This window comes from uncultured Arthrobacter sp. (assembly GCF_947495145.1).
GTDB lineage: Bacteria > Actinomycetota > Actinomycetes > Actinomycetales > Micrococcaceae > Arthrobacter_D.
On sequence record NZ_CANLXP010000032.1, the window covers coordinates 1 to 25,678 of the forward strand.

The following is a 25,678-nucleotide window of genomic DNA, read 5'->3' on the forward strand; positions in this document are numbered from 1 at the left end:
TACAACTGGTCGGGACACCCTGCCAGCAGGCCAAATAGTCCGTTGACAACATCATTGAGATTCCTACGGATTATGCGTGCCCGCTCCACCGGTTCAACAGCTGCGCTGCTGCGGGCACGGAAAGCCCCGGACGGCGCTCCTGCATCGCTTATTTCCTTACCGGACTTCCCGTCCCCTTGCCCCTGCGGGGTTGACCCGGCTCCGTCGGGCACAAGCAAGCGAGCTTGCCAGCAGGCAAAACAACGACGGGGGAGAGGGCAACTGCTGGACCACCACAGCCCGAAACCCCACACCCTGCGACCAAGGAGCAACACATCATGAGCAAGTCCCCGATCACTGCCACGTCCCCGGCCGACATCCTGGCCTACATCCCGCACGTCCTCGGCTTCGCCCCACGCGAGTCGTTCGTGTTCCTGACCCTGCAGGGCAAGCGACTCGGCGCCACTTTGCGCATCGACGCCCCACAGGACGCCGAACCGGCACTGTTCGCCCAAGCAGTCCTGGGTTACCTGTCCAACGACGTCGCCGCTGACGGTGTGCTGCTCGTCGTCTACACCGACCAGACCACCATCGACGGAACCAAGCCCTACAGCCAGTACGCGGCGGCCGTTGAGGCGATGCTGGACACGGCAGGAATGCCAGTGGCAGATAGCTGGCTCGTCAGCTCTACCGAGTGGGTGACCTACTTCTGTGAGGACGCGGACTGCTGTTCCCCGCGATCCTTGGAAAAAATCACCGACAGCGCGCTCAGTGCCCGCATGGTCTATGAGGGATCCAACGCCACACGGGAAACCGTCACCGACCCAGCATTCACCGGAGACAACGCGAACCTTGACCGGATCGCCGACACCATCACCGGATGGGTGATCAAGGATCCCGCTGACTGGACCGCCCCCGTGATGACCGAGAACCGGGCACTGTGGCAGGAAACCCTCGGCACCGAACCGGCCAAGGACACAGCCCTGCAACTCATCGCGGCCCTGCACACCCCGGCCGTACGGGACAGGATCATCGCCGACACCATCAGCCTTGATGATGACCCGGAAACCTTCGCCGCCGTCGTCATCGGCCGGTACACCGGGGCCCCGGACTGGGAGCGCGTGGACGCCACCCAGGCGCTGCTTATCGAGTTGTTCCGGTTCACCCCGCCCGAAGCCCGTACCCCGTTGTTCGCGTTCCTCGGCTGGGTCTACTGGTACAAAGGCCGCAGTTCCATCGCCGCCCAATACCTCACCAAGGCGCAGGACACCGACCCGGAACACACGCTCTCCGGGCTGCTGACCCAGCTGGTGAACACCGGCACCCTGCCCGAATGCGTCACAAACCAGCACACCGCCTACCAGCGCTAACCCAGCAGGACAGGGGCAGGGGACCACGACAGGTTCCCTGCCCCTTGGCGTTTTCCAGGGTGCGCGGCGGCGGCCTCCCCCGCTAGCGCACTGAGGAAAGATGGGTGACAGGTGGCAGGGGAGGGGTTCCTGACTTACCCGCTGCGTGACGGCTGGCATCTCTTCCGGTGCTTGCTGGTCTATGAGGAGACGTGTCGGCTCGCCTTCCCTGCCGCCTACCTATGGCGACCGGGCCGGACGGGATGTGACTTGATAGGAACGTGGCGAACTCAGGCTCTTCAGTGCTTTGTCCGCCCGGCCCGGTCAACCGTGCTCGCCAACCGTCCCATCGACAGAAACGAGTACGCATGACGACCGAAACGACCGAAACGACCAGCCGACCGGCAACCACCACCATCACGATAGGCGTGGACACCCACTCACAGCTCCACCACGCTGCAGTCCTCGACCAGCACGGCACACTGCTCGGAGATCGGCAGTTCACCACCGACATCGCCGGCTACCAGGAGCTTCTAGATTGGGCTGCCAGCTATGGCATCATCAACGCAGCAGGCGTTGAATGCACAGGCTCCTACGGAGCCGGCCTCACGAGGCACCTCCTGGCCGCTGGCATCGACGTCGTCGAGGTCAACCGGGGACACCGCCTCACCCGCAGCCGCTCAGGCAAAAACGACGTTATTGATGCCGAGGCTGCCGCTAGGAAAGTGATGTCGGGCGAATGTTCTTCACCGGCCAAGGACACCACCGGCGCCGTGGAAGCAATCCGCAACCTGCATCTGCTGCGGGACTCGGCTGTGAAATCACGTGCGGCCGCGCTCGTTCAATTACGCGATGTTCTCGTAACAGCACCGGACGGAATGCGCGAGCGGTTTAATGCCAAGACGCTCGAAGGCAAGGCAACGCAGGCCCGCGCCCTGCGCCCGGACAGCAGCCGGCTCGATGAACCCGAGCACGCGGTGAAGTACACACTGCGGGAACTGGGCCGTCGTATCTTCAACCTCACCGCTGAGATCAACGCAACGGAGAAACACATCACCAAGCTCGTTGAAGTGGTCGCACCCACCACAATCGCCCTGCCCCAGGTCGGCCCCATCACAGTGGCGCAGCTGCTTATCACGGCAGGGCAAAACATCGACCGGTTCCCCAGCGAGGCAGCCTTCGCCAGGCTCTGCGGCGTCGCACCGATTCCAGTATCGTCCGGGAAAACCCATCGCATGCGCCTCCATAGAGGCGGCAACCGCCGCGCGAACCGGGCCATATACCTGGTCACCATCTGCCGGTTACGCTACGACCCCCGCTCCCAGGCCTACCGCGACCGCAAACGAGCACAAGGGCACTCTTCAGCAGACGCCATCCGTAGCCTCAAGCGCTTCGTCACCCGCGAGCTCTACTACGCACTGAAGCGGGACCTCAGTCCGGGTGATCCGGTCTCGTGTTGATGTGCTGGGGGACGCAGAGTCACATGTGCAGCATGCCGGGCTGCTCCCGGGAAGGCCCCGCGCTAGTCAGCATGCTTACCTTTCACTAGGCTGGATCTTGAGCGTTACGAAGCAAACGGACTGGAGGGTACTCATTCCAACACCAGCAGGAAGGGTGAGCATCACCGCGCAGGCGGTGATGCGGCTTGTGCTGTGTGTTTCGCTGTTGGTCGCGTTCACGACTTCTGCCGCTGCCGCACTGTGCCTGCAGATGGAGCAGCACACTCCTGGCGTCATGACCGGCAGCGGTATGGCCATGGATTCGTCGGCTCCTGGCAGCGGCAGCGAAGGAATGTTCATGTCGGCAGGACCTGAGGGGTCCTCGTCGACGCATGCGTGCTGTCACCAGCAGGCCAGCACTCCTGACCCGGTTACCCCGCCGCAACGCGCAGTGCCGACTGAACCAACGGCCGTGTTCTCCTTGGCAGTCATGCAGCTTCCTGCTGAGCACGGGCAACCACCGGGATTGTTCGATCCGGCGCTGGAAAAACGTGACCACCTCGCCCCGTCACTGGCAGCCCTCTCGATCAGTCGCACATAAATCCTCCTCGCGCACGCATAGCCCTTTTTCTTTGCGTGTCGCTTCCACCTGTTCACCCGGCCAACACTGGCTGGTTGTGTTTGCCGCGAGGCATCACTTACAGAACGAACAAATGGCAGCTTGGCGTTTGATCGGCTGCACCCCAAATCGAGGAGAAACCAATGACACACCACGTGACGTCCATGCTTGACACCTACCCTAAGGACCTCGGAGGAATTGACAAGCAAAAGCTCGCCGAGTGCATCGAGGCGTGCTTCGAGTGCGCCCAGACCTGCACCGCCTGCGCGGACGCGTGCCTGAGCGAAGACATGGTCGCGGAGCTGACCAAGTGCATCCGGACCAACCTGGACTGCGCTGATATCTGCGGAACCACCGGCAAGATCCTGTCCCGTCATACCGGGTACGACGCAAACCTCACCCGCGCGGTGCTGGAGGCCTGCCGCGTCGCGTGTAAGGCCTGCGGCGACGAGTGTGAAAAGCACGCCGGGATGCACGACCACTGCCGGATCTGTGCAGAGGCGTGCCGCCGTTGTGAGAAGGCCTGCGCGGAACTGCTGTCCTCACTCGGCTAGAGCCTTCCCTGCCTTTCGTTACTGGAAGGCAGGGAAACCTGTGGCCATCGCCGCGGAGAATCTTCGGTAGCCCTGGGCGCGCAGCACCGGTTCAGGGCGCCAAGGCGATGATGCTCGCTACCTACGAATCTGCAGTATTCAAAATCTGCGCTGGAGCATTCATGAACAAAAGGAGGAGTCCGATGTCGAACACGGAAAACAATCAGTCCCATGAGCAAGGCCAGGATAAGCAGAAGTCCCACCAAATGCGGAACATGTACCTGCGATTCGGGGCGATGATCCTGACCGCCATGGTGGTGATGTACTTCGTCATGTTCATCAGCTCCTATGAGTGGAGCCATGTGCGCTGGAGCGAGAGCCGCATGTTCATGGCGCTCACGATGGGTGGCACGATGGGTCTGATCATGCTGGCCTGGATGCTGAACATGTACAAGAACACGAAGGCGAACGTGGCCCTGGTAGTAGCCAGTCTTCTGCTGCTCGGCGGCGGGACTTTCCTCGACCGTAGCCAAACCACCGTGCAGGACCAGGCTTTCATGAGCGCGATGATCCCGCACCATTCGCTAGCCATCACCCGGTCTGAGCGTTCCGAACTGGCCGACGTGCGGGTCTGTCAGCTCGCGGTTGAAATCAGTGAGGCCCAGCGTCGGGAGATTTTCGAGATGGACTGGTTGATCGAGGACATCGAGCGGAACGGTATCGCCGCAACCGTCCAGGAAGCGGAAGACCGGACGGTCCCCGAATATGAGGAGGCTGCAGAGCGCGAGTGCGCCGGAGAGTAACCTGCACACGCACACAAGCGGGAAGAATCCGGGGACTCTCCAGCAACAGGTAAATCAGGAGCCTCTCCCGCGCCACTGGCGGATCACATCTCGAACGAGGAAGCAGCTAACTTGACTTATACCCCCAGGGGGTATAGTTTTCGGGGACCGGAGCGGGAAGTCCGAGCCCATCAGAGGCCGCTTACTCCTTGAAGGTCCCTAAGGCGGCTGTGGTCGGCGTGAATGAGCACCGGTTGCAGCCGCCGCTGATTCTCGAAAATCAATCCTCTTTTTGTTTGGAGATCACCATGTGCGGAACTTCTTCTTCCCATCTGACCCTGACTGATAAGTCCGCTGCGGGGTGTGCCTGCTGCGCGCCCCAGGATAGCTCGGCCCCGTCCGTTGTCGCAGCGGCCGGCGATGTTAACGCCAGTTTCACTGTGACCGGGCTGACGTGCGGGTCTTGCGCCTCCCGGGTCACCTCGGCGATCAGCGCTCTTGATGAGGTCAAGGACGTCCAGGTTGACCTCGTGTCGGGTGGGGCCTCAACGGTCACCGTCCTCAGCAGCCAGCCCGTTCCTTCCGCAGCGGTACGTTCCGCTGTGGAGCAGGCAGGCTACCAATTTAGCAATGCCTGACTTTTCCAGGTCCGGGACAGTAAGCCCCGTATGACCGAAGGAGAATTCCCATGAAACACCAGACACACACCGGCCCCGTGACCGGTGATCACGACACCCACGGTCAGGCCATGCCCACGCAGGAACCGACCTCCGCGTTGGACGCCGACCCGCACGAGGGCCATGACACCCACACATGGCACGCGGATGCCGACCATGAAGTTCACTCGCACGGGCAGCATGCCGGGCATTCCACCGCGATGTTTAAGAACAGGTTCTGGATCAGCCTGATCCTGACCGTCCCGGTTGTCCTGTTCAGCCACATGTTCGCCATGATCGTCGGCTTCACACCGCCGGAGTTCCCCGGCTCCATGTGGATCTCCCCGGTCCTGGGCACAATCATCTTCATCTATGGCGGCGCCCCGTTCCTCAAGGGTGGCCTTACCGAGCTGAAGTCCCGGCAACCCGGGATGATGCTGTTGATCGCGATGGCTATCAGTGTCGCGTTCATCGCCTCCTGGATTACGACCCTGGGAGTCGGGAATTTCAACCTCGACTTCTGGTGGGAACTGGCCCTGCTGGTCGTCATCATGCTGCTGGGCCACTGGATGGAAATGCGGGCACTCGGATCCGCAGCCGGTGCCCTTGACGCTCTCGCAGCACTCCTGCCCGACGAGGCCGACAAGGTCACTGAGTCGGGCATCGAAACAGTCCCCGTCAGCTCATTGGCTACCGGGGATGTTGTCCTCGTCCGCTCGGGTGCCCGGGTCCCGGCCGACGGGAACATCGTCGATGGCGCGGCGGAGTTCGACGAATCCATGATCACCGGTGAATCCCGTACCGTCTCGCGCACCATCGGAGAAACGGTGGTAGCCGGCACGGTCGCGACCGACAACGCGGTACGAGTGAAAGTCACTGCCGTGGGCTCCGACACCACGCTCGCGGGGATCCAGCGCCTGGTTGCGGAGGCGCAGGCCTCCTCATCGAAGGCGCAGGCCCTCGCCGACCGTGCGGCCGCCCTGTTGTTCTACTTCGCCCTGGTCGCTGGCATTCTCACCTTCATCGCCTGGCTGCTGCTGGGCAGCCCGGATGACGCAGTGATCCGGACCGTGACGGTGCTGGTCATTGCCTGCCCCCACGCCCTTGGGCTGGCTATCCCGCTGGTGATTGCCATCTCCACCGAGCGCGCGGCCAAGTCCGGGGTGCTGATCAAGAACCGGATGGCCTTGGAGCGGATGCGGACCATCGACGTCGTACTGTTCGACAAGACCGGCACCCTCACCGAAGGCCGCCACGCCGTCACTGCCACCACCACAACCGGCGGAAACACGGACGCGGAGATGCTGGCCCTGGCCGCCGCCGTTGAATCCGACAGCGAGCACCCGGTCGCCCGGGCTATCGTCCACGCCACAGCGAACAACCAGGAAGCCAGCGCGTACGGGTACCGCGGCAGCGGGTTCTCCTCCATGACCGGACGCGGCGTCCGCGCAACAGTCAACGGCTCAGAGATCGCCGTCGGCGGCCCGAACATGCTCAAACAACTGAACCTGGAAACCCCGTCGGAGATAACCGGCACCATCCAGGAATGGGTAGGCCGCGGCGCCTCGGTGCTGCACGTTGTCCGCGACGGTGCGATCATCGGCGCCGTCCGCCTCGAGGACCGGGTGCGCGATGAGTCCCGGGCAGCAGTGAAATCCCTGCAGGACCGCGGGGTGAAGGTCGCGATGATAACCGGTGACGCCCGGCAGGTCGCCGACGCTGTCGGCGCCGAGCTGGGCATCGACGAGGTCTTCGCTGATGTGCTGCCGCAGGACAAGGACACCAAAGTGGCCGAACTGCAATCCCGCGGACTGAAGGTCGCCATGGTGGGCGACGGCGTGAACGACGCCCCCGCCCTGGCCCGTTCCGAGGTCGGTATCGCGATCGGTGCCGGCACCGACGTCGCCATGGAATCCGCCGGCGTCGTGCTGGCCGGCAACGATCCACGCTCGGTTCTGGCGATGATCGACCTGTCCAGGGCCAGCTACCGCAAGATGATCCAGAACCTCGTCTGGGCCACCGGGTACAACGTCCTCGCTGTCCCGCTGGCAGCGGGCGTGCTGGCCTTTGCGGGGTTTGTGCTCTCCCCGGCTGCAGGCGCGGTGCTGATGAGTGTGTCCACCATTGTGGTCGCGTTGAACGCGCAGCTGCTGCGCCGGATCGACCTCAGCCCGGAACGCATCACCACCTAGGAACGTACTACCACTGAACGGCCAGCACCCTGCCCACCGAGGTGGGCAGGGTGCTGGCCCTTCACTACGCTGGAAATACACGTGATGAATGGAAGGACGGCGGCGATGACCGGCACGATCAGGACCAGGTCCCTGGCCCTGCCGCGCGCCGTCTTCATCCTGGCTGGCCTCACAGCTGTCATCATCGGTGTCCTCGGCATGCACGTCTGGATGGGCGGTCATGGCCCCACCGCAGCCCACGGAGTACACACCGTCACCGCCCCGGCGGCACCGGTCCACCACTCCATGGCCCCGACTGCTGGTCCAATCGCCGACGCGGAAACGAAACCCCACCTGGCCGCCTTGAGTGGTACAACCGATACCAGTGAGATGGGGCAGGGCTGCGCAGAGTCTTGCGGAGATCATGACGCTGCACTGGGGCTCTGCGTCCTGGCCTTCATCGTTGTCACCATCCTGGCCTTCCTGCTACCGGCCGGCCGGCTCGTCCCCGGTACCGCGGTCCTGCGCGGTCCACCATGGATCCGCCTACGTCCACTGACCATTCCGGCTCCTTCACTGATCCGACTCTGTATCAGCCGTACCTGATTCACGGCACCAGCCGCCACCACATCCGCCACCTTGAGCGGGCGATGCGCGGCCATAAAGTGTGCCTGTCCGCGGGTACGACTACAGAACCAGATTGATTGTGAATGAGAAGGATCAGATCACCATGAAGCGCTACCTTTCCCTGCCAGCACTAGGACTCGCCGCCGTTATCACTCTCGCCGGATGTGGGAGTGACACCGAGACCCCTGCTCCAGTGGGCGACGCTACGGCGTCCGCCCCGGAGGCCACAACGACTACCGCCGACGCCGGCACGGACGCCTCGGCCGAGCACAACGACGCGGATGTGATGTTTGTGCAAATGATGATTCCCCACCACGAGCAGGCGGTTCAGATGAGCGAGCTCATGCTCGAAAAGGAGGACATCAGCCCCGAAGTGACCGAGCTGGCCACCTGGATCAGGGAAGCGCAGGCACCCGAAATCGAAACCATGACCGCCTGGCTGGAAGCCTGGGGAGAACCCACCGAGCCCGAAGGCGGCATGGAAGGCCACGACATGGACTCACAGGCAGGAGATATGGAGGGAATGGACGGCATGATGAGCGAGGACCAGATGGCCGAGCTGGAAGCCGCCGGCGGCGAGGAAGCATCCAGGATGTTCCTCGAATCCATGACCGTGCACCATGACGGCGCGGTGGCCATGGCCCAGGAAGAAATCGACAACGGAGCAAACCCGGAAGCGATCGCCCTCGCCGAAACCATCGTCGAAACCCAGCAGGCCGAAATTCAGGAAATGGAAGACCTGCTCGCCGGACTCTAACCCGGTATCCAGCACTTCCTTGGTGGGGGAGGGGCTAGATTCCTGGCCCCTCCCCGCCACTTCTCATGGCCTATCTTCTGACTTCAAGGATCCTTACTGTGTCCCACCCTCGCCCTCACTTCTCACGCCCAGCAACCGTCCGGGCGGCGATCTTCGCCGCCGGCGTCCTGCTTCTGACTGCCTGCTCACCGGGTGCAGAACGAAGCACCGAAGCTTCCCCACACTCAACCGAAGCAGCAGCCAGTTACCCGACCGGTCACATCCATGGGATGAGCGTTGACCGGGCCACCAACCAGGTGCTCCTGGCCACGCACGACGGCTTGTTCAATGTCTCAACCTCACCGATCACAAAAATCGGACCTACCATCGACCTGATGGGCTTCACCACGACAGCCAATGGTGACTTCTACGCCTCCGGGCATCCCGGCCAAGGAACGGACCTGCCGGACCCGGTAGGACTGATCCGATCCGCGGACGCTGGACAGACCTGGCAACCCTTGTCCCGCCAGGGCGAATCGGACTTCCACGCCCTTGCCGCCACTGACTCCGGGATCGTCGGGTACGACGGGCAACTTCGCATCAGTGAAGACGGAACATCCTGGAAGCCGGTGGAGGAAGCAGTGCAACCGTTCAACCTTGCCGCGACACCCAGGGACAGCATCGTCCTGGCGACCACGGAGGAAGGCCTTCACCGCTCCACCGACCACGGTCAAACATGGGTTGCCGTACCCGGAGCTCCCTTATTGATGTTCACTGCACTCTCCGAAGGACAGGCCGTCGGTATCACGCCGGAGGGGCAGATTTACACCAGTAGCGATGCTGGTTTGACCTGGGCGGAACAAGGCACCGTTAGCGGGCAACCAGTAGCGGTCGCGGCGCACACCCTCGATGATTCCACCGTGCGGATCTGGGTAGCGACCGAGGACAGCGTCCAGGTCTCCAACGACAATGGACAGACCTTCACCGACATCAGGTCAAACCACCAATAGCCCGGGCAAGAGCTGGATTATTGCCCGTCATTGTGTCTTGTCTGGTAGGCAAGTAAGACTTCGTGGCTAGTACACGAATAACCCGCCGGGCCTTCAGGCAACTCATCGAGACCGCCATCAGCAACTAACACGAGAAGGGAAAGCAGACATGCAGGGATTCACGCTCGTCCTGGCGCTGGCGGCTCTACCAGCGGCCGGGAACCTCTTCGGCGGCTTGGCGGCTGAAGCGTTCAAGGTCTCCGAACGTGTCTTGAGCCTGGCGCTGCACCTCGCTGCAGGGATCGTCCTGGCCGTGGTCGGCCTTGAGCTGATGCCCGAAGCCCTCGCCGGAAACCCGCCATGGGCCCCGATCCTCGCCTTCGTCGTCGGCGGTGTATTCTTCATCGGCGTCGAACGGGTCATCGGGTTCATCCACGCCCGGCTCAGTTCCGGCAAGGAGACAGCCGGGCCGCTGGCGATTTACTCCGGTGTGTCCCTCGACTTGTTCAGCGACGGCGTCATGATCGGCACAGCCACCGTCCTGAACCCCTCGCTGGGGCTGCTACTCGCCCTGGGACAGGTACCGGCGGACATTCCGGAAGGATTCGCTGCGGTCGCCTCGCTGCGACGGGCCAACATCCGCCGCCGGACCCGCATCCTGATGGCTCTCAGTTTCACCCTTCCAATCCTCCTCGGTGCAGCCATAGGGTACTTCGCTCTTCGTGACGCACCGGAGATCATCACCCTCTCCGTTCTTGCTCTAACCGGCGGCGCCCTGACCAGCGTCGTCGTGGAGGAGATGATCGAAGAAGCACACGAAGGCGATACAAGCATGCTCGGACCGGTCTTCCTCACCGCCGGGTTCGCACTCTTCGCCCTGATCTCCGTTTACCTCGGCGGATAGCCAAATGCATCTGCTGCATGATCGTCTGAGCGGTGGTGATCCCGCTCTTCACCCTTCTCACCCTGCGTAACCTCGTCCACGGCATAATTCTTGCTCCTGCACAGATCGTCCGCTTCCTCTCTGAATGGACTCGGACATTCATCGCCTGCTCTGGGTCGTAAGCGCTGCATCCGTTTTCTTCCGCTTACTCCCTGTCTTCACCGGATAAATTCTGACCCGTATCGCAAAACCAATTTGTCTATAGGAACATCTCCTCGGAGTACTTGTTGAGATCCGCCCGCTTACTCAGCGATGTTGTTGAGGGCTCGTTTGAGCCGTTGGTCGGCGTCGTTGGCGACGTCGCGTATTGCCTCGGTGTCGCTGACCTGGACCATGGTTTGGGGGTCGATTGTTTCAATGGTTGTTTCGGTGTCTTCGGGGGCGCGTCTCACGACGACGTTGCAGGGTAGTAGGGCGCCGAGTTGTGGTTCTGCGGTGATGCCGCGTTGCGCCAGTTGTGGGTTGCAGGCACCGAGAATGATGTAGTCCCCGACCGCGTCCCCGGCTTCCTGTCCGAGTTTCTTGGTGAAGGTGGCGCGGACGTCGATCTCAGTAAGGACGCCGAAGCCCTCTTGTGAGAGCGCTTCCCTGGTGCGCTCGACAGCGTCTTTCCAGGGGAGGCTGGAGGTGATGGAGTGGGTATAGGCCATGAAATTCTCCTTGGATAGTTGGGCTGAATGTTGGCAGTTACCCATTCATGGGTAGGCCTGCCTTTTCGGCGTCGTCGAACATGCCGTCGATGTGTACGACGTTCTTCCCGGCCCGTTGCAGCAGACTCGCGGCAACTGATGCCCGGTAACCGGATCCGCAATGAACCCACAGCCTTTGATCGGGTACTTCATCCATGCGCTGCAGCAGTTCGTGGAGGGGAAGGTTGATTGCCCCTTCGATGTGCTGTGTGCCGTATTCGTCGGTGCGTCGCACATCGAGAATGACGTCTTCCTGCTCTGAGCGGTCCGTGCGGACCTCTTCCCAACCCACACTCGGGTAGGAGTTCCGTGCGGCGTTGGGGGCAAGAACTGCCGGGTCGGTGCCAAGGGCCACGTCGGGCTGGTCGATGCCGATTCGGGAGAGATCACGGATTGCGTTTTCGACGTCGTCACGTTCACCGACGAGGGTGAGCTGCCGGTCCCAGGGCAACACCCAGCCGAGGAACGTGGTGAAGTTAGAGCCGTCGCCATATTCGAAGCTGGCGCTACCGTGCAGGTGGTCCCGGGCGAAGGCAATCCTGTTGCGCAGGTCGATCACCCATTCGCCCTGTTCGAGTCTGGCGGTGAGGTATTCGGCGTCCAGGGGCTGGGGGACGTCGAGCTGGGCCGGACCGGGACCGGCGGTGTTCGCCGGTCCCATGTGGGCGTAGTAGGACGGGTAGGCGCTGAGGTTGTCGATCAACTCCTGGACGAAGTGGTTTTCGTCCTGATCCGTGAGGGCGTGGTTGCTCTGGACTTGTTCGCCGATGGTTGAGGAGTCGGCTCCGCTGGCTGGGCCGGAGGAGCAGAAGGATCCAAAGCCGTGGGTGGGGTAGAGGCCGGCCTCCGGGGTTGCTTCCTCCACCAGACGGCGCACTGAAGCGTATTGGGCGTGAGTCAGCGGTACCGTGTCATCGTCGCTGACAAGGTCGGTCCTGCCAACGGATCCGTAGAGTAGGCTCCCGCCGGAGAACACGGCCTGCCGGTCCTCGTGTGTGACGACGAAGGAAAGATGGTGGTGGGTGTGCCCGGGTGTAGCGACGGCCCGCAGTGTCATCTTCCCGATCTGTAGGGTCTGCCCGTCGGAGATCGGGGTGCGGTCAAAGTCGACCTGGTCGGCGGCGTTGACCAGGTAGACGGCCTGGTGGTCCGTGGCAAGCTGAAGTCCGCCGGTGACGTAGTCGTTGTGGATGTGGGTTTCTGCCACGTGGGTGATCTGCACGCCGGCGTTCGCGGCTTCTTTCTCCACCCGGTCGGTGTCGCGCTGCGGGTCAATCACCAGGGCCACCTGCCCATCGTGAATCAGGTAGCTGCGGTCCCCCAGCGGCGGGGTTTCGATCGTGATGACGTCCATGCCGGATTCTCCTTGAATGCCTCGGTCGATGCACACCACCGTACCGGCAGGCCCATTGACCGGGCCGTCCCGCCGGGACCAGCCGGGCACGATGGTTTCTGGGGGGTTAGGCGCGGTTTTGTTCCTGCTGGGCGATGTCGGCGCGGACGGCGTCCATGTCGATGTCTTTCACCGCGGTGATCACCTGTTCAAGGGCGGGCGCCGACAGCGCACCGGGCTGGGAGAAGACGAGGACTCCGTCGCGGAAGGCCATCAGGGTGGGAATGGAGGTGATGTTCGCAGCGCCGGCAAGTGCCTGCTCTGCTTCGGTATCGACCTTGCCGAACACGATGTCCGGGTGCTTCTGTGAGGCGGCTTCGAAGGTCGGGGCGAATGAGCGACAGGGTCCGCACCAGCTGGCCCAGAAATCGACCAGGACGATGGAGCTGCTTTGAAGGGTTTCGGCGAAGTTTTGTTCAGTGAGGTTGACGGTGCTCATGGCATGACTCCTTGGCTTTCAGATGTTCAATGTGCTTCGGCAGTGCGCCGGTTCAAGGGTGTGCGTAGGGGGCAGCGCGGCAGGAAGAACCAGCACGCTGCGGCGGCGACCGCAAGAACACCTGCGGTGACTGCGAGGGCGGTGCCCCACGGGGCGGGGAGTTCCTGGATGAGGACGAACACGCCCATGACGAGGACGAAGATCCCGAACCCCTTCCGGAGGGCCGCTTCGGGGATACGCCCGGCCAGGCGGGAGCCGATGAGGGATCCCAGCACGGCGGCGGCTGTTACAGCGCCGACGAGGCCCCAGTCCAGGGTGACGGTGGTGAGGTAGCCGGCGAGCCCGGCGAAGGATTTCATGGCGATCACCACGAGGGAGGTCCCGACGGCGATGGGCATGGACAAGCCGCCGAGCAAGGCAAGTGCGGGGACGACGAGGAATCCGCCGCCAGCGCCGACGAGCCCGGTGACCAGGCCGACAACGAGGCCTTCAACGATGACCTTGACGATGGGTAGTTCCCCGTCATGCGTGGTGATGGTCTTGTTTTTCCGGCCGCGAATCATGGCGATGGAGGTGGCGACCATCATCAGCGCGAACGCGATCATGAGGATGGTGCCGGGGATGTGTCCGCCGAGGAGCCCGCCGCCGAAGGCTCCGGCCATGCCGGCGGCCCCGAAGATCAGGCCGGTGCGCCATTTCACCCGGCCTTTGCGGGCGTGGTCGATCACGCTTACCGCGGAGGTCACACCGACGACGAAGAGCGAGGCGGCGATTGCCTGCTTCGCGTCGAGGCCGGCGACGTAGGTCAGGATCGGTACGGTCAGGATGGATCCGCCGCCGCCGAGCAGGCCGAGCGAAAGACCGATCACTACGGAGAGCAGTACGGTCGCGAGCAAAACAACGCTCATGGGGGTGTCCTTTCAGGCAGGCAGGCAGGCAGTCAGTCAGGCCGGTTGGTGCGGGTCAGCGCGTTGTTGGAAAGCCTTCGTCCTGCCAGTCGAGCATCCCGCCGCCCATGGTGTCCGCGGTGTAGCCGGCCGTGGTCAGGGCTTCGGCGACCCGGGCACTGCGGTTGCCGCTGCGGCACACCACAATGACCGGACGGGCCTTGTCCAGTTCATCCAGGCGGGACATCAACTGCCCCATCGGGATGTGCAGGGCACCGGGGATCATGCCCTCTGCAACCTCAAAGTCTTCGCGGACGTCAAGGATCTGGTCCTGGTCCCGGCGTGCGTTCGCATCGTGAATGGTGATTTCGGCCATGATGGGTTCCTTCTCCTGTCGCTTCAGGGATGGTGTTGGACCGTGTGCCCTGCCCGATGGGGGACAGGCAGGGGCACGCGGAGTTTTTTAGTTGCCGGCCGGGATCTGGTTGATCGCTGCGGCGGCGGTGGGTTCACTGGCGGTCTTGTTCCACGGCATTTTGGACAGGGCGTTGCCCATGGCGCAGGTGTTGGTCGCCGCCGAGAACGTCAGCCCGGTGCCGATCGCGCCGGCCAGCAGGCGGAGCTTGGGCGAGACGAGCTTGCCGGCCAGCAGTCCCGCGATCACGAGGGACCCGGCAGTCAGGCGCACCTGGCGCTCCAGATCCCAGCGCTGGGCGCCGCGGACTACATCACCGCCGGCAGCGGCGAAACCGGGCACGCCACCGGTGAGGACCTGGGCAGTGCTGATACCCGCTCCGCCGAGGCGCTGGCGTGCCTGCTCGGCGCGGACGCCGGACTGGCAGACCAGCACGACCCGCTGTCCCAGCCGTTCGGCCAGCTCATCGGTGTGCTCCGAGAGCAGTGGAAGCGGAACGTTGTAGGAGCCACGTATGTGCATGGTCTCGAATTCAGCGGCAGAGCGAACATCAACGATGATCAGGTCCTCATGCCGGCTGATCCAGTCACGCAGCGTTTCTGGATCGAGTGCGGTCACGGTGGAGGTGTTGGAAGCCAAAGGATTCCCTTTCGAATTTTCAGCGGGTTGAACTGTCGGTATCAATCCTGCCACATACCCCCTGGGGTATGCAACAAACCCTAGGGGGTATACACTTGAGATAGATAGTTTCGTCTTTCAGGAGGATTTTGTGCAGCTCGACACCACTGAACTCACGCCGGTCATCAACCGGCTCAAGCGCGCCACCGGACAGCTCACGGCGGTGACCCGGATGTTGGAGGAGGGCAGGGACTGCAAGGACGTCGTCACGCAGCTCGCGGCCGTCTCGAAAGCGCTGGACCGTGCCGGTTTCGCGATCATTTCCTCGGGCCTGGAGCAGTGCATGGCCGAGGGCGGCAACACCATGGACAAGAAAGACCTGGAGAAGCTTTTCCTCGCACTTGCCTAAGCCGGTTCTGGTCTGGCTGACCTGCACAGGGGATGCGTTGCGCGAAAGTGCAACGCATCCCCTGTGCCTTTTCTTCCGGCCTCCGGTGGCGGGAGCGGGGCTGCCGTCCGCGCGGCGGCTATGGCGCCGTCGGGTGGGTTTCATACATGCGGACTGCGACGATCAACGCACCGAGGGCGCTGAGGGCTGCGGCGGCCCACACCGCTGCGTGCAGGCCGGCGGCGTCTGCGACTACTCCGCCCACAACAGCCCCGAAGGCGTAGCCAAGGTCGCGCCAGAGCCGGTAGATGCCAACGGCGCGTCCTCTCCAGGCTGGTTCGGCGACGTCACCGATGGCTGCCAGTAACGTCGGATACACCATGGCAGTTCCGGCGCCCAGCAGTATGGTTCCGGTTGCCCAGCCCGGGAAGGTATCGGCGAGGGCAATGACGCTCAGCGCTGCAGCCTGCAGGCCCATGCCGGTGGTGATGAGGCGTTTGCGGCCGTAGCGGTCCGAGAGTGCGCCGGTCACTAGCTGGCCGACGCCCCAGACGCCGGGGTAGAGGGCGAAGAGGAGCCCTATCTGTCCTAATGATAGGTCGGCTGTTGCGAACAGGAGCGGAAACAAGCCCCAGGCGAGGCCGAAGTTGAGGTTGTTGACCAAGCCGGCTTGGCTCGCCGAGGCCAGGGCAGGTTCTCGCCAGGTACTTAAAGCGAAGACATACCAGCTGCTGGGTGCGGTGGCTGAGTGCAGGGGGGAGGGCCGGTTCGTCTGTTGGCGTTGTTCGAGGGCGGCGTGGCCACGGGTTTCCCTCACCAGCAGTGTTGAGAGCGTCAAGCCCAGGGCCACGTAGGCCGCTCCGAGCAGGAAAGGTGTCGGCCGGAGGCCGTATGTGGCGGCGAGGTGCCCGGCCAGCAGGGATGTGATTGCGACGGCGCCGTAGCCGGCGGCTTCATTCAGTCCCATGGCGAGCCCGCGTTTTTCGGGGCCGACCAGGTCTATCTTCATCACGACCGTCGTTGACCAGGTCAGGCCCTGATTAATGCCGAGCAGGACGTTTGCAGCGACCACCCACCCCCAATCCGGGGCAAAAATCAGCATCGCCGGGACCGGTACGGCGAAAAGCCAGCCGATCAGGAGGACGGGTTTGCGTCCGATCCGGTCGACGAGGATCCCGGCGGCGTAGTTGCTGGCTGCCTTGGTGATCCCGAAGGCGGCGATATAGGTGAAGATGACCGTGTAGCCGGTCAGGCCGAAGTCGTCGGCGGCAAGCAGGGGCAGCACGGTCTGCTGCTGGCCGACCACGCCTCCAACGAGTGCGTTAACCGCGACCAGCAGGCTGAACTGCGCGGCGTTGGCACGCAGCCCGAGTTTGGCCGAACCGGCGAGGTCATTGCGTGCCATCAGGTGCTCCAGGGGTTGTCGGGGTGGGCACGGCAATGGGTCCGCGCATGAAGCAGCGGACCCATTGCCTGTCGGCGGAGTCAGCCTGTTAGCTGACCGAGGTTGATTCCTGGGAGGCGTTCCACGCAGCCCAGCCCGCGTAGCTTCCGTCGAGTTCGACGACGTCGTACCCGGCGCGGCGCAGGGCGCTGGCCGCGACGGAGTTCCGGACCCCGCTCTGGCAGAAGGTCACGATCGTGCCCTCGGAGGGGAGCTGGTCCTGGTGCCAGAGCACCCGGCCGGCGCTGAGCTGCTCAGAGCCCGGGATGCTGCCGGCGGCGTGTTCGGTCTTGTTCCGCACGTCGAGCAGCAGTGCCGCCCCGAAGTCCTCGAGGTCGCCGGGTGCGAGTACCTTCGGCGTGGTGATCGGCAGGCCGTCCAGGGTCGGCGCGAAACCGGTGACGTTGTCGATACCGACACGTACCAGGTGATCCCACATCTCCTGCGCTGATTCCTGATCCGGGGCCAGCAGGACCAACGGCCGATCATCGGTTTCCGGGTCATACGCCCAGGCACCGAAGCTGGCCATCTTGGTGCCGGCCGGGATATTCAAGGCCCCAGGCACCGTGCCCCGGTGCACCTGATCGTTCGAGCGGGTGTCAACAAAGGTCACGCGGTCCTCCGTCAGGTCACCGGCCAGCGCTTGGTTGTCCAGCTGCGGCAGATCACCGCGGGGGCCCATCACGTCCGGGCCGAGGCGGTTCTGGCGCTTCATGCGCCCGAAGTAGGCGTGAGCATCCGGCTGACCGTCGAGGAGTTCGCGGACGAAGCCTTCCTCGTCGTTGGCTGCAAGGTAGGGGCCCCACCATGCGTACAGCCGCTCGTAACCCACCGTCGTGGACGGGATCGCGCCCAATGCTTTGCCGCAGGCGCTGCCCGAACCATGGCCCGGGTAGACCTGCACATGGTCGGGCAGGGTCAGGAACTTCTCCCGCAGGCTCGCGAAGAGCTGCTTTGCACCGACAAAACGGGTGTCCATCCCGCCGGCGGCCTCATCCAGAAGGTCAGGGCGGCCCAGGTCGCCAGAGAAGACGAAATCACCGGAGAGGAGGTACCCGGGTTGATCGCTGAACGCACCGTCGGTGATCAGGAAGGCAAGGTGTTCCGGAGTGTGACCGGGGGTATGTGCGGCCTTGATCGTGATGTTGCCCGAGGTGATGGTGCTGCCATCGTAGAGCCGCTCCGCGTCGAAGCCGTACTGCCAGTCATCTCCGCCTTCACCGGAAACGTACATGTCAGCCCCGGTTGCCTGCGCCAGTTCCCGCGTCCCGGAAAGGTAGTCAGCGTGGATGTGGGTCTCGGTCACCGCGACGATCTTCATCCCGTTGGCTGCCGCCAGCTCCTGGTATGGGGCAATGTCACGGCGGGCATCGACCACTACGGCTTCACCCTTGGCCTGGCAGCCGATGAAGTAGCTCGCCTGGGCCAGATCCTCGTCATAAATACGCTCAAGAAGCATGATCTTCCTTCCGATAGTCCGATGTGGATACCCTCGGGGGTATCGCTCTGGGATCAACAATAATACCTAGGGGGGTATCCGCGCAAGTGCTCGCAAGTCGCACTTATATACCCCCATGGGTATTATGGGAGGAGCTTGATTCAACGGAGAGGAACCACACATGTGCCGGACAACCACCTGCATGTACTGCCGCAAGACCACCTGGAGCGGCTGCGGCAACCACGTCGACCAGGTCATGCGACGCGTACCCAACAACGAGCGTTGCACCTGCGCCACGGTCAACCAGCGCACCACCACAAGGGAAAAAGGTTCCGGGCCCACCAACTGGCTTAGTCGACTGTTCGGCCGCTCAGCATGAGTACGACACCTGGGCCCAGGGTGCTGGTCCTGCATCTGGCCGGACCGGGCCATGAGCCCTTTCCGGACTTCGCGATGGCCATGCGCGTCGCCGGCAACGCCGCAGCAGAGCTGCCCGACGTGGAGATCGAACTTCTCGTCCAGGGACCGAGCGTCAGCCAGCTCGTCGTAGACAAAGAGATCACCGAGATGCCTGGACCATCAGTATCGGTCTATGCCTGCGGGAATAGCCTCCGGTCGGCCGGCATCGACCCTTCCGCCCTGCCTTCAGGGGTGAAGGTGGTCCCCGCGGCCGTCGCGCACATCGCTCGCCGCCAGTTCGACGGCGCGGCTTACATAAGGGTGTAAGCACGGTTCAGGCTGCCGGCGGCCAGGGTGGCGTTACATTCTCATGGCGCAGGATTCGTTTCAGGCAGGGTGCGTTCGCGGTCCGTGTCCACGCGTCCGGCGCAGTGACTCAGTCTCAAAAGCTATCTCCGGGCAATGACGTAGTGTCATACCACGGCAATGTTCGCAAATAGCAGTCGAGGCACTCATGGACACTCACCAGCCGTCGTCTTCCCCCACCAAGCTGTCTGCCTCCGGTGGAACCGGCGCGCCGTTGTGGAAGAAGGTCAGCGCCGACCTGATGGAAGAGATCCATAACGGCGTTTTTGCTTCGGGCTTCCCGGGGGAGGTGGAGCTCGCCAAACGATACGGTGTGAGCAGGGGCACGATCAGGGCCGCGCTGCGTCCGTTGCGCGAGGCCGGGCATATCACTGCCCAGCCTGGGCGTAAGCCTGTTGTGGTTGCGGGCAGCAGCACCGCCTACGGCCCGATTTACAGCATCTTGGCTTCCATCCGGGAATCCGGTATGAACCACTCCAGCATTGTGCTGGCGCAGCATCTCACCCGGGATCCCTCCATTGCCGAGCACATCTCCCTGGGCGCAGACACGGAGTTTTTCCACCTTTCCCGTGTGCGACTGGCCGATGGAAAACCTCTGGGCCTGGACCAGGTATGGCTCCCCGGACAGGTAGCCGCGAAATTGCTGGAAGTCGACTTTTCCCAGGCCGCCCTGTACGCGGAACTGGACCGCCGTTGTGGCATCGTGCTCGACGGCGGTACGGAGCAACTCACCGCCGTCTCCGCCTCCGAGGATCAGGCCGCCCTCCTGAACTGTGCCGAAGATGAGCCCCTGCTGCTCATTGAACGCTCAGGGTGCTACCGCGCCCAGACGGTGGAGTTCCGCCGCAGCTACATCCTGGGCGAAAGAATGGCCATAGCGACATCATTCGGATGCAAGGCCGATCCGAACCGTGCAGCCGGTCGAAGGATCCTGTCCGGCCTTGCACAGTAATCAGCCGTTGACTGACTCTCCGGCCGCCGGCGCTGCTGGGATGAGGCAGCGGTCTTCCGATGTCGCTCGTTTATGGAAGGCCCACGCGAGCAGGGAAACGGAAACGGCAGCCAGGAACGGTTGGATGGGTTCGAAGTATTGCATCGCGCCGGAGGTCCCCAAGGCCAACAGCACAAGCTTGTTGCAGACCGGGCATCCGACCGCGAAGAACGACACTACTGTCCCGGCCGCCCCCAGCCGGCCGTGCGGGTTCTCCCTGGTGCTTCGTTCACGGGCGACGTAGGTCGCGACAACCAAACCGGTCAAACCAGCCGTGAGGGCCAGGACAGGAAACGACCACCACGTCGGCGGAACCTCACGTGTGAACAACGGGGTATCGATCAGATCTGTAGGGATTGCCACGACCACATAGGTGAGGACCGCGACACCAGCGGCGGCGAACCATCGCCGGACGGGCCATTGCGCCAAAGCTGAAGCCAGTGAACTACGGGCACTTACACCACGGGCATTGATCGTCATTAGACGCTCTCTTCTTCGTGAGCCTTGGATGATATGCGGTCGGTTTCACCTGGCTTGGGGCGTCGCCGGATCCTCCAGTTGAGGACGGCAGCCAGCCCCAACAGTGCAGCAGCGGCGACCATGAACACGGTGTTGGGTACAGCCGAAGCTGCTCCGCTGGCGGCGGACTCAAGGCGGAACTGATCGGATACGGTGAGCAACCCGCCAAGGCCTGCGGTGCCGTCGGTGGCCAGCAGCAGTATTCCTATCCCGATGGAAAGGCTTCCGGAAACAATCATCACCACTGAATTCGACCATCGCCCCACCGTGACCGGCCGGGGCCGGAGCCAGCGCCGCCCGGAAATCCCCAGCCGATCCCAGAAGAGCGCCAACACAAACAGCGGCAGGGCCATTCCGAGCGCATACACCGCCAGCAACACCGCGCCATACACCGGATTGCTTCCTACTGCGGCCACCGTCAGAACTGAACCCAGAATGGGTCCGGTGCAGGCACCGGCCACCCCGTAGACAGTACCGAGGACAAAGACTGACAATCGTGAACCTTCCCCCCGGGCACCGCTACGGAACCACGCGGGTAGGCGGATTCCGAGCAGCTGGATCAGGCCCAGGACGATGACCAGGCTTGCAGCGGTGGCAATGAGGGCAGTGCGATGCTGGGTCAACAGGGACCCAAGCGCGCCGGCGAAAATGCCCATCGGAACGAGGGTTACAAGCAGTCCCAGGTAGAACAGCCCGGTCCTGGCCACAAGCCTAGTGGGAGTGGTGAAGGCGTACGCGAAGAAGGCCGGCAGCAGAAGAGCCGAACACGGGCTCAGTAGGCTCAGCAGGCCACCAATAAATGCTCCGGCGTAACCAATGACCATCTACCGTCGACCCGCCTCTTTGAGCTCACCCTCGATGGCCTGCTCAAACGCGGCCAAGGGCTGGGCACCGATCAGGGGTGTGTCGTTGACCAGGAAAGTCGGGGTTCCAGTGGCACCAAGGGATGCTGCATCTTGTGCATCGTTCGTGACCGCTGCGGCAAGTTCTTCCGATTGCAGGTCGTTCCGGAACTTCTCCACGTCCGGCACCCCGGCTTCCTGCGCCAGTTCGAGTAACCGTTCTTCAGGCAGGTCGATATGGCCACGCTTGGGTGCCTCCGCAAAGACCGCCTTATTGAACTCCCAGAATCGATCCTGCTCGCCGGCCGCCCGCCCTGCGACCGCTGCGGTGAAGGACTGTTCACCAAAGACCGGTAAGTCGCGCCATTCAATGCGCAGCTCACCACTTTCCACGTATTTTTCCACCAGTGGGGGCAGGGTCTCGCGGGAAAACAAGCCGCAGAACGGGCAGCGGTAATCCGCGTACTCAATCAGGACCACTGGAGCATCCACCTCGCCGAGCGCGGTCGGATCACCAGCAGCCCGCCGTGACAAATCCAGAGGCTCCTCAGCTGCACTTTGCCCGGGAGTAGTAGTCGTGGTGCTTGCCTCCTGTGAAGCGCCACCGCGTGAAGCGATTATGCCAATCAGCAGGATCAGAAGGACCGAGACGGCAACCGCGATGGACACCACCAGGGCGCGTCTGCTCGGCCGCTCGGGTGCGGGGGAATGGGAGGACGACACTTCAACTCCTTGAACGGGCTCACACAGAACCGCATATAGGCGTCTGCGTGTGCGGCGGCGAGGCATGCAGACTGCGGGCCTCGCTCAGGTGCACGACTTTTCAGGTGCGGGACTTGGGGGGCGGGGCATGCCTCGCACTGACCGCCGAGCGGCGATCCCGGTTTCGGATCCAGGCCCGTGTGCTCGGTTGCCGGGACGGTCCCACTGCTTCCCGGTCCGGTTTGTTTCCCGCCAGGGCCCTGCCACAGCGCAGCCATGGCAGGGCCGTGAGCCGAAAGGTTTAGGCGTTCACCCGGTAATAGACCGGACCGGATCCGACATCGACGCTTTCAATGACAGTCTGGTTGCCGTTCCAGCCGCTGTGAATCGCCTGGCCGTTCCCGATGTAGACGGCATTATGCGAAAAGCCCATGCCTCCATCTGCGTAGTAGATGAAGTCGCCGGGCTGGGGGTTCGAGACGGGTGTCGCATAGGCCATCAGCGACTCGGGGGACTCATCCCCGACGCCCGGGATCCCGGCTGCGCGCAACGCAACCTCACCCAGAACGGTGCAGTCCTGAACTGCTCCCAGCTGGGCGCGAGCTGCTGCGAGGATCGCCTGGTTGGTCGACGAGGACGCCGGCTCCTCCCGGCTGGTGTCCGGCGCCGCGGAAGACGATTCTCCTGCTGATCCGATCGAGCCAGCCAATGTCATCAGCCGGGGAGCTGCTGCCGGGGCTGCTGCCGGACCAGCAGCCGGGGTGGTGAGGTTGATGCGATCGCCGGGGTAAATCACGGACTCCAGCGACAGGCCGTTCAACGATAGAAGGGTCGGCAGGTCGATACCGTGTTGCGCCGCGATCTGTCCCAGGGTGTCCCCGGACTGCACGGTGTAGGACGAACCTGCTGGTGCGCTCCAGTCCTGGACCGCAGTTACATCCGCAGAGGAGGCGGAGGATATCGCTCCCGCCTGGGCCGGCACCGCACTTCCGAGAAGCATTCCAGCGCCGACGATGACGACTGCGGCCTGTCGCGGGCGAGAATGCTGGGATCCGGGGGTGGTGTCCCAGATTTTTGCCAGCGGGCTGGCGGTGTCCGCACGGTGGCGGGCATGGGTGTTCTTTAGTGACACGAAAGTAGCCTCTCCCGATACCTGCGAGGTTAGCTGTCGGATTCGGGTGGGAGTCACCCGGTCATCCGATAGGGGTATCGGACGACTTAACCCCAAGAGTTCAGATGGAACCCAAAAATGGTTCCCCCGCCCCTGCCACAGTGTTCTTACTGGGAACCTCAGCGAGCGGCAGAGTTCGGTAACAAGCTGAGGACGCCGCGAAGACGCGCGACGCACCTCCAATGTACAGAGAAATGTCTCAAATGTATAAACATTTGCGGCGGGGGGATTCTCTCAAGCGCGAACCTCATCCTCAGCGTCGCTCAGCGCTTTGTCTGCGCAGTTTTGTGTGCAGGAGCGTTCCTCGCCCGTTGGCTGCCAGCAGTGGGATCGGCAGATGGCGGCGCATCGGACTGCGGTCGTCCTGGTGCATGCTACCGTCGAATTTTGAAATGTTCGAACATATTCGAGGGCGCACGGCGCTCAGCATCTCACTGATCGCGCTATTGGCTGTGACGGGGTGCCTCCCCGGCACTGAGCGGACTGGTGCCCGACGCGTCGACATAGGTGAACCGCCGACAACTGCGTCTCAGGCAGTCCTCGACAATCGACTGTTCCCGGGGTTCGAACTCGCTTTTGAAGTGAGGATCGACAGTACGCCGTTTGTAGTAGGGGGCACCTTCGTCGGTTCGGTTTTCCCGCGGGACGGGGACTCCCAGCTGAGTTTTTACGGCTTCAACGCCACCGGCACCATCTGGCGTGTGGATACCAACCCCTCCTGTGTGGGGACAGTGGCAACACGGGTCGGAGACGAAGCGGCGATCGTCATCTTGGACTCCGACGCCAGTCAGAACCGTCAGGGCGGCGTGAGCATTACTGTGGCTACCGCCTTTTCCGCCGCGGACGCAGAACCGCTATGGGGGCCGACAGAGGTTCCCGGCCCGTCTCCCGGAAGCGGACTGATCTTCGCGAACACGCCCAAGGCGCTCACGAACGAGCGGACACCGGCAACGCTGTTGGACGCCGCATCCGGAGCAGTCGTCGATGGACCGGTCGGAATGGCCCTTTATGAGTACCACGGCACCGCACTGGAGGGCACAGCAGATAGTTTTTCCGCCATCGACAGCCGGTCGGGTGACACGCTCTGGAGCTCAGCCCAGCTCGGCCCAGGATTCATCGACGTCAACGCAGGGATCAGCGCCCGATTCGACGGCGATTACGGGCCGTCAACCGGAAACATCTTGATCCTGAACTGGATCGATTCCGCTGGAAAGAGTGTTGCCGTACTTCACGATTTCAGGACCGGTGCGGCACTGGGCCAGGTCGATGGAATCCCTTCCGGTGAGGCAACAGTGGATGACGTCACCCAGACAGTGCTTCTAACTTCCCAACGGACCAGCGGTGCATACCGCATCACCGCAGTACGTGCAGGAAAGGGTGTGATCTGGACCAGGGACTCCGATAGCCCAATCGTCACATCAGCCACTGGCGCCGGAGTTCTCTATGCCCAGGCCGACGGCCAATCCGTCACGATGGATCTCGATACCGGCAAGACTCTAACCTCTGGAAAGTACGTCCTTCCCATAGCCGTGCTTCCCGATGGAACGGCGCTGTTCCCCACAAACCAACCCGAGGTGTACACGGTCGCGCACCCCACCGAAAGTCGGTGGCCCTCAGCGCCGAAGATCCGCTGTACAAGAACACAGGCTGAATCACGCACCGATTCGTTTAACCGACCGGTTTGTCTATAGGAACATCTCCTCCGGCCGCGGCCTGCACGACACCCAGACGCGCGGTTTAACCCCGTGCTGTACGGCCAGGGCCGATACAGTAAACCCGATCACCCAACCTGGCAGGAGAGACCATGGCCGGCCCCGATTATGTGCGCTCGATGCACCAGATCGCCTACGATCCGCCGACAAGCCCAGGCGAGAAAGCCCTCGCCGGCTTCACGCCGCTCTCCGCAATTGAAGGCCCCGTTAACCTCACCTGGAACCGACCAGCAGGCGACATGGGCCGGTACATCTGGCCCGACGCCTGAGACCAAGAAGCGGTCCTGCGCTAGCGCTCCGGGCTGTGTGCGGTGCCGGCCGCTCCCTAGCGGTCGCGTCCATCCCCCCGATCTGCCTACGGCGTCTTTTGCTGCTGTCCTTATGTTGTTGAGCAGGTAGTTCGCAGGGCAGTTGTAGTGTCTTGGCTACCCAGGGGTGATGG

At 63.1% G+C, this 25,678-nt stretch carries 29 protein-coding genes and 1 riboswitch; of the genes, 17 read left to right on the forward strand and 12 right to left on the reverse strand.

What is annotated here, in order from left to right; all coding sequences use genetic code 11:
* Positions 1 to 317 precede the first annotated feature (317 nt).
* From Q0877_RS16380 to Q0877_RS16430, 11 genes are all read left to right on the forward strand, one after another.
* Complete coding sequence (locus tag Q0877_RS16380; RefSeq protein ID WP_299169846.1) at positions 318 to 1,349, forward strand: DUF4192 domain-containing protein; 1,032 nt, start codon at positions 318 to 320, stop codon at positions 1,347 to 1,349.
* Positions 1,350 to 1,696: 347 nt separating this feature from the next.
* Positions 1,697 to 2,788: an IS110 family transposase gene (locus tag Q0877_RS16385; protein WP_299169847.1), complete on the forward strand. Its 1,092-nt coding sequence runs from the start codon at positions 1,697 to 1,699 to the stop codon at positions 2,786 to 2,788.
* 154 nt (positions 2,789 to 2,942) lie between these two features.
* Positions 2,943 to 3,368, forward strand: coding sequence for a hypothetical protein (locus tag Q0877_RS16390; RefSeq protein WP_299169848.1), 426 nt, complete (start codon positions 2,943 to 2,945; stop codon positions 3,366 to 3,368).
* A gap of 161 nt (positions 3,369 to 3,529) precedes the next feature.
* On the forward strand, positions 3,530 to 3,940 hold the full coding sequence (locus Q0877_RS16395) for a four-helix bundle copper-binding protein (RefSeq protein WP_299169849.1): 411 nt from the start codon (positions 3,530 to 3,532) through the stop codon (positions 3,938 to 3,940).
* A 182-nt stretch (positions 3,941 to 4,122) separates the two neighbouring features.
* The gene (locus Q0877_RS16400; RefSeq protein WP_299169850.1) at positions 4,123 to 4,722 is read left to right on the forward strand and encodes a DUF305 domain-containing protein; all 600 of its coding nucleotides are present in this window, start codon (positions 4,123 to 4,125) and stop codon (positions 4,720 to 4,722) included.
* Between the two features lie 419 nt (positions 4,723 to 5,141).
* On the forward strand, positions 5,142 to 5,339 hold the full coding sequence (locus Q0877_RS16405; protein ID WP_299169852.1) for a heavy-metal-associated domain-containing protein: 198 nt from the start codon (positions 5,142 to 5,144) through the stop codon (positions 5,337 to 5,339).
* Positions 5,340 to 5,449: 110 nt separating this feature from the next.
* Positions 5,450 to 7,549 (forward strand): copper-translocating P-type ATPase, encoded by a 2,100-nt coding sequence (locus Q0877_RS16410; RefSeq protein WP_299169893.1) that lies wholly within the window; start codon positions 5,450 to 5,452, stop codon positions 7,547 to 7,549.
* 105 nt (positions 7,550 to 7,654) lie between these two features.
* Positions 7,655 to 8,134, forward strand: a complete 480-nt coding sequence (locus tag Q0877_RS16415; RefSeq protein ID WP_299169854.1) for a hypothetical protein — start codon at positions 7,655 to 7,657, stop codon at positions 8,132 to 8,134.
* A gap of 124 nt (positions 8,135 to 8,258) precedes the next feature.
* Positions 8,259 to 8,912, forward strand: a complete 654-nt coding sequence (locus Q0877_RS16420; RefSeq protein ID WP_299169856.1) for a DUF305 domain-containing protein — start codon at positions 8,259 to 8,261, stop codon at positions 8,910 to 8,912.
* Positions 8,913 to 9,010: 98 nt separating this feature from the next.
* Entirely contained in the window at positions 9,011 to 9,901 is an 891-nt protein-coding gene (locus tag Q0877_RS16425; RefSeq protein WP_299169858.1) for a F510_1955 family glycosylhydrolase, read from the forward strand.
* 148 nt (positions 9,902 to 10,049) lie between these two features.
* On the forward strand, positions 10,050 to 10,784 hold the full coding sequence (locus tag Q0877_RS16430) for a ZIP family metal transporter (RefSeq protein WP_299169860.1): 735 nt from the start codon (positions 10,050 to 10,052) through the stop codon (positions 10,782 to 10,784).
* A 281-nt stretch (positions 10,785 to 11,065) separates the two neighbouring features.
* Here the strand turns inward: Q0877_RS16430 and Q0877_RS16435 are convergent, their stop codons facing one another.
* The 6 genes from Q0877_RS16435 to Q0877_RS16460 all read right to left on the reverse strand — a co-directional run bounded on the left by Q0877_RS16435 (position 11,066) and on the right by Q0877_RS16460 (position 15,285).
* The gene (locus Q0877_RS16435; RefSeq protein ID WP_299169862.1) at positions 11,066 to 11,473 is read right to left on the reverse strand and encodes a DUF302 domain-containing protein; all 408 of its coding nucleotides are present in this window, start codon (positions 11,471 to 11,473) and stop codon (positions 11,066 to 11,068) included.
* 37 nt (positions 11,474 to 11,510) lie between these two features.
* Complete coding sequence (locus Q0877_RS16440) at positions 11,511 to 12,866, reverse strand: rhodanese-like domain-containing protein (protein ID WP_299169863.1); 1,356 nt, start codon at positions 12,864 to 12,866, stop codon at positions 11,511 to 11,513.
* A 106-nt stretch (positions 12,867 to 12,972) separates the two neighbouring features.
* Positions 12,973 to 13,344 (reverse strand): thioredoxin, encoded by a 372-nt coding sequence (gene trxA, locus Q0877_RS16445; RefSeq protein WP_299169864.1) that lies wholly within the window; start codon positions 13,342 to 13,344, stop codon positions 12,973 to 12,975.
* 26 nt (positions 13,345 to 13,370) lie between these two features.
* On the reverse strand, positions 13,371 to 14,252 hold the full coding sequence (locus Q0877_RS16450; protein WP_299169865.1) for a sulfite exporter TauE/SafE family protein: 882 nt from the start codon (positions 14,250 to 14,252) through the stop codon (positions 13,371 to 13,373).
* A gap of 55 nt (positions 14,253 to 14,307) precedes the next feature.
* Entirely contained in the window at positions 14,308 to 14,607 is a 300-nt protein-coding gene (locus tag Q0877_RS16455) for a rhodanese-like domain-containing protein (RefSeq protein ID WP_299169867.1), read from the reverse strand.
* Positions 14,608 to 14,694: 87 nt separating this feature from the next.
* On the reverse strand, positions 14,695 to 15,285 hold the full coding sequence (locus Q0877_RS16460; RefSeq protein ID WP_299169869.1) for a rhodanese-like domain-containing protein: 591 nt from the start codon (positions 15,283 to 15,285) through the stop codon (positions 14,695 to 14,697).
* A gap of 130 nt (positions 15,286 to 15,415) precedes the next feature.
* On the opposite strand from Q0877_RS16460, the gene Q0877_RS16465 reads away from it, so the two are divergent.
* On the forward strand, positions 15,416 to 15,673 hold the full coding sequence (locus Q0877_RS16465) for a metal-sensitive transcriptional regulator (RefSeq protein ID WP_026545554.1): 258 nt from the start codon (positions 15,416 to 15,418) through the stop codon (positions 15,671 to 15,673).
* A gap of 118 nt (positions 15,674 to 15,791) precedes the next feature.
* Here Q0877_RS16465 and Q0877_RS16470 read toward each other — a convergent pair whose 3' ends face one another.
* The gene (locus Q0877_RS16470) at positions 15,792 to 17,057 is read right to left on the reverse strand and encodes an MFS transporter (protein WP_299169873.1); all 1,266 of its coding nucleotides are present in this window, start codon (positions 17,055 to 17,057) and stop codon (positions 15,792 to 15,794) included.
* 88 nt (positions 17,058 to 17,145) lie between these two features.
* On the reverse strand, positions 17,146 to 18,555 hold the full coding sequence (locus Q0877_RS16475; protein WP_299169875.1) for a rhodanese-like domain-containing protein: 1,410 nt from the start codon (positions 18,553 to 18,555) through the stop codon (positions 17,146 to 17,148).
* A gap of 160 nt (positions 18,556 to 18,715) precedes the next feature.
* Here Q0877_RS16475 and Q0877_RS16480 point away from each other — a divergent pair, with 160 nt between their 5' ends.
* From Q0877_RS16480 to Q0877_RS16490, 3 genes are all read left to right on the forward strand, one after another.
* A complete protein-coding gene (locus tag Q0877_RS16480) occupies positions 18,716 to 18,913 on the forward strand; it encodes a hypothetical protein (RefSeq protein ID WP_299169877.1) in 198 nt (65 codons plus the stop codon).
* The gene (locus Q0877_RS16485; RefSeq protein WP_299169879.1) at positions 18,910 to 19,260 is read left to right on the forward strand and encodes a DsrE family protein; all 351 of its coding nucleotides are present in this window, start codon (positions 18,910 to 18,912) and stop codon (positions 19,258 to 19,260) included. The genes Q0877_RS16480 and Q0877_RS16485 overlap by 4 nt, the downstream gene beginning before the upstream one ends.
* Before the next feature lie 187 nt (positions 19,261 to 19,447).
* On the forward strand, positions 19,448 to 20,251 hold the full coding sequence (locus Q0877_RS16490) for a GntR family transcriptional regulator (RefSeq protein ID WP_299169882.1): 804 nt from the start codon (positions 19,448 to 19,450) through the stop codon (positions 20,249 to 20,251).
* Here Q0877_RS16490 and Q0877_RS16495 read toward each other — a convergent pair whose 3' ends face one another.
* From Q0877_RS16495 to Q0877_RS16510, 4 genes are all read right to left on the reverse strand, one after another.
* Positions 20,252 to 20,770, reverse strand: coding sequence for a hypothetical protein (locus tag Q0877_RS16495; protein ID WP_299169884.1), 519 nt, complete (start codon positions 20,768 to 20,770; stop codon positions 20,252 to 20,254).
* On the reverse strand, positions 20,770 to 21,633 hold the full coding sequence (locus tag Q0877_RS16500; RefSeq protein ID WP_299169886.1) for a cytochrome c biogenesis CcdA family protein: 864 nt from the start codon (positions 21,631 to 21,633) through the stop codon (positions 20,770 to 20,772). The genes Q0877_RS16495 and Q0877_RS16500 overlap by 1 nt, the downstream gene beginning before the upstream one ends.
* Positions 21,634 to 22,374 (reverse strand): DsbA family protein, encoded by a 741-nt coding sequence (locus Q0877_RS16505; RefSeq protein WP_299169888.1) that lies wholly within the window; start codon positions 22,372 to 22,374, stop codon positions 21,634 to 21,636.
* Between the two features lie 280 nt (positions 22,375 to 22,654).
* On the reverse strand, positions 22,655 to 23,485 hold the full coding sequence (locus Q0877_RS16510; RefSeq protein WP_299169889.1) for a LysM peptidoglycan-binding domain-containing protein: 831 nt from the start codon (positions 23,483 to 23,485) through the stop codon (positions 22,655 to 22,657).
* A 4-nt stretch (positions 23,486 to 23,489) separates the two neighbouring features.
* Positions 23,490 to 23,666, reverse strand: a riboswitch (cyclic di-AMP (ydaO/yuaA leader).
* A 250-nt stretch (positions 23,667 to 23,916) separates the two neighbouring features.
* Between Q0877_RS16510 and Q0877_RS16515 the strand changes: the two genes are divergently transcribed.
* Complete coding sequence (locus tag Q0877_RS16515) at positions 23,917 to 25,215, forward strand: hypothetical protein (RefSeq protein ID WP_299169890.1); 1,299 nt, start codon at positions 23,917 to 23,919, stop codon at positions 25,213 to 25,215.
* Between the two features lie 113 nt (positions 25,216 to 25,328).
* Positions 25,329 to 25,505: a hypothetical protein gene (locus tag Q0877_RS16520; RefSeq protein WP_299169892.1), complete on the forward strand. Its 177-nt coding sequence runs from the start codon at positions 25,329 to 25,331 to the stop codon at positions 25,503 to 25,505.
* Positions 25,506 to 25,678 lie beyond the last annotated feature (173 nt).

What these genes read in the sequence shown, in the direction of transcription:
- Q0877_RS16470 (WP_299169873.1), bottom strand. Translation starts at nt 17,057, where the DNA reads ATGGCACGCAATGACCTCGCCGGTTCGGCCAAACTCGGGCTGCGTGCC.
- Q0877_RS16440 (WP_299169863.1), bottom strand. Translation starts at nt 12,866, where the DNA reads ATGGACGTCATCACGATCGAAACCCCGCCGCTGGGGGACCGCAGCTAC.
- Q0877_RS16495 (WP_299169884.1), bottom strand. Translation starts at nt 20,770, where the DNA reads ATGACGATCAATGCCCGTGGTGTAAGTGCCCGTAGTTCACTGGCTTCA.
- Q0877_RS16515 (WP_299169890.1), top strand. Translation starts at nt 23,917, where the DNA reads ATGTTCGAACATATTCGAGGGCGCACGGCGCTCAGCATCTCACTGATC.
- trxA (WP_299169864.1), bottom strand. Translation starts at nt 13,344, where the DNA reads ATGAGCACCGTCAACCTCACTGAACAAAACTTCGCCGAAACCCTTCAA.
- Q0877_RS16410 (WP_299169893.1), top strand. Translation starts at nt 5,450, where the DNA reads ATGCCCACGCAGGAACCGACCTCCGCGTTGGACGCCGACCCGCACGAG.
- Q0877_RS16380 (WP_299169846.1), top strand. Translation starts at nt 318, where the DNA reads ATGAGCAAGTCCCCGATCACTGCCACGTCCCCGGCCGACATCCTGGCC.
- Q0877_RS16500 (WP_299169886.1), bottom strand. Translation starts at nt 21,633, where the DNA reads ATGGTCATTGGTTACGCCGGAGCATTTATTGGTGGCCTGCTGAGCCTA.
- Q0877_RS16435 (WP_299169862.1), bottom strand. Translation starts at nt 11,473, where the DNA reads ATGGCCTATACCCACTCCATCACCTCCAGCCTCCCCTGGAAAGACGCT.
- Q0877_RS16395 (WP_299169849.1), top strand. Translation starts at nt 3,530, where the DNA reads ATGACACACCACGTGACGTCCATGCTTGACACCTACCCTAAGGACCTC.
- Q0877_RS16385 (WP_299169847.1), top strand. Translation starts at nt 1,697, where the DNA reads ATGACGACCGAAACGACCGAAACGACCAGCCGACCGGCAACCACCACC.
- Q0877_RS16475 (WP_299169875.1), bottom strand. Translation starts at nt 18,555, where the DNA reads ATGCTTCTTGAGCGTATTTATGACGAGGATCTGGCCCAGGCGAGCTAC.
- Q0877_RS16450 (WP_299169865.1), bottom strand. Translation starts at nt 14,252, where the DNA reads ATGAGCGTTGTTTTGCTCGCGACCGTACTGCTCTCCGTAGTGATCGGT.
- Q0877_RS16490 (WP_299169882.1), top strand. Translation starts at nt 19,448, where the DNA reads ATGGACACTCACCAGCCGTCGTCTTCCCCCACCAAGCTGTCTGCCTCC.
- Q0877_RS16415 (WP_299169854.1), top strand. Translation starts at nt 7,655, where the DNA reads ATGACCGGCACGATCAGGACCAGGTCCCTGGCCCTGCCGCGCGCCGTC.
- Q0877_RS16485 (WP_299169879.1), top strand. Translation starts at nt 18,910, where the DNA reads ATGAGTACGACACCTGGGCCCAGGGTGCTGGTCCTGCATCTGGCCGGA.
- Q0877_RS16455 (WP_299169867.1), bottom strand. Translation starts at nt 14,607, where the DNA reads ATGGCCGAAATCACCATTCACGATGCGAACGCACGCCGGGACCAGGAC.
- Q0877_RS16480 (WP_299169877.1), top strand. Translation starts at nt 18,716, where the DNA reads ATGTGCCGGACAACCACCTGCATGTACTGCCGCAAGACCACCTGGAGC.
- Q0877_RS16420 (WP_299169856.1), top strand. Translation starts at nt 8,259, where the DNA reads ATGAAGCGCTACCTTTCCCTGCCAGCACTAGGACTCGCCGCCGTTATC.
- Q0877_RS16430 (WP_299169860.1), top strand. Translation starts at nt 10,050, where the DNA reads ATGCAGGGATTCACGCTCGTCCTGGCGCTGGCGGCTCTACCAGCGGCC.
- Q0877_RS16520 (WP_299169892.1), top strand. Translation starts at nt 25,329, where the DNA reads ATGGCCGGCCCCGATTATGTGCGCTCGATGCACCAGATCGCCTACGAT.
- Q0877_RS16400 (WP_299169850.1), top strand. Translation starts at nt 4,123, where the DNA reads ATGTCGAACACGGAAAACAATCAGTCCCATGAGCAAGGCCAGGATAAG.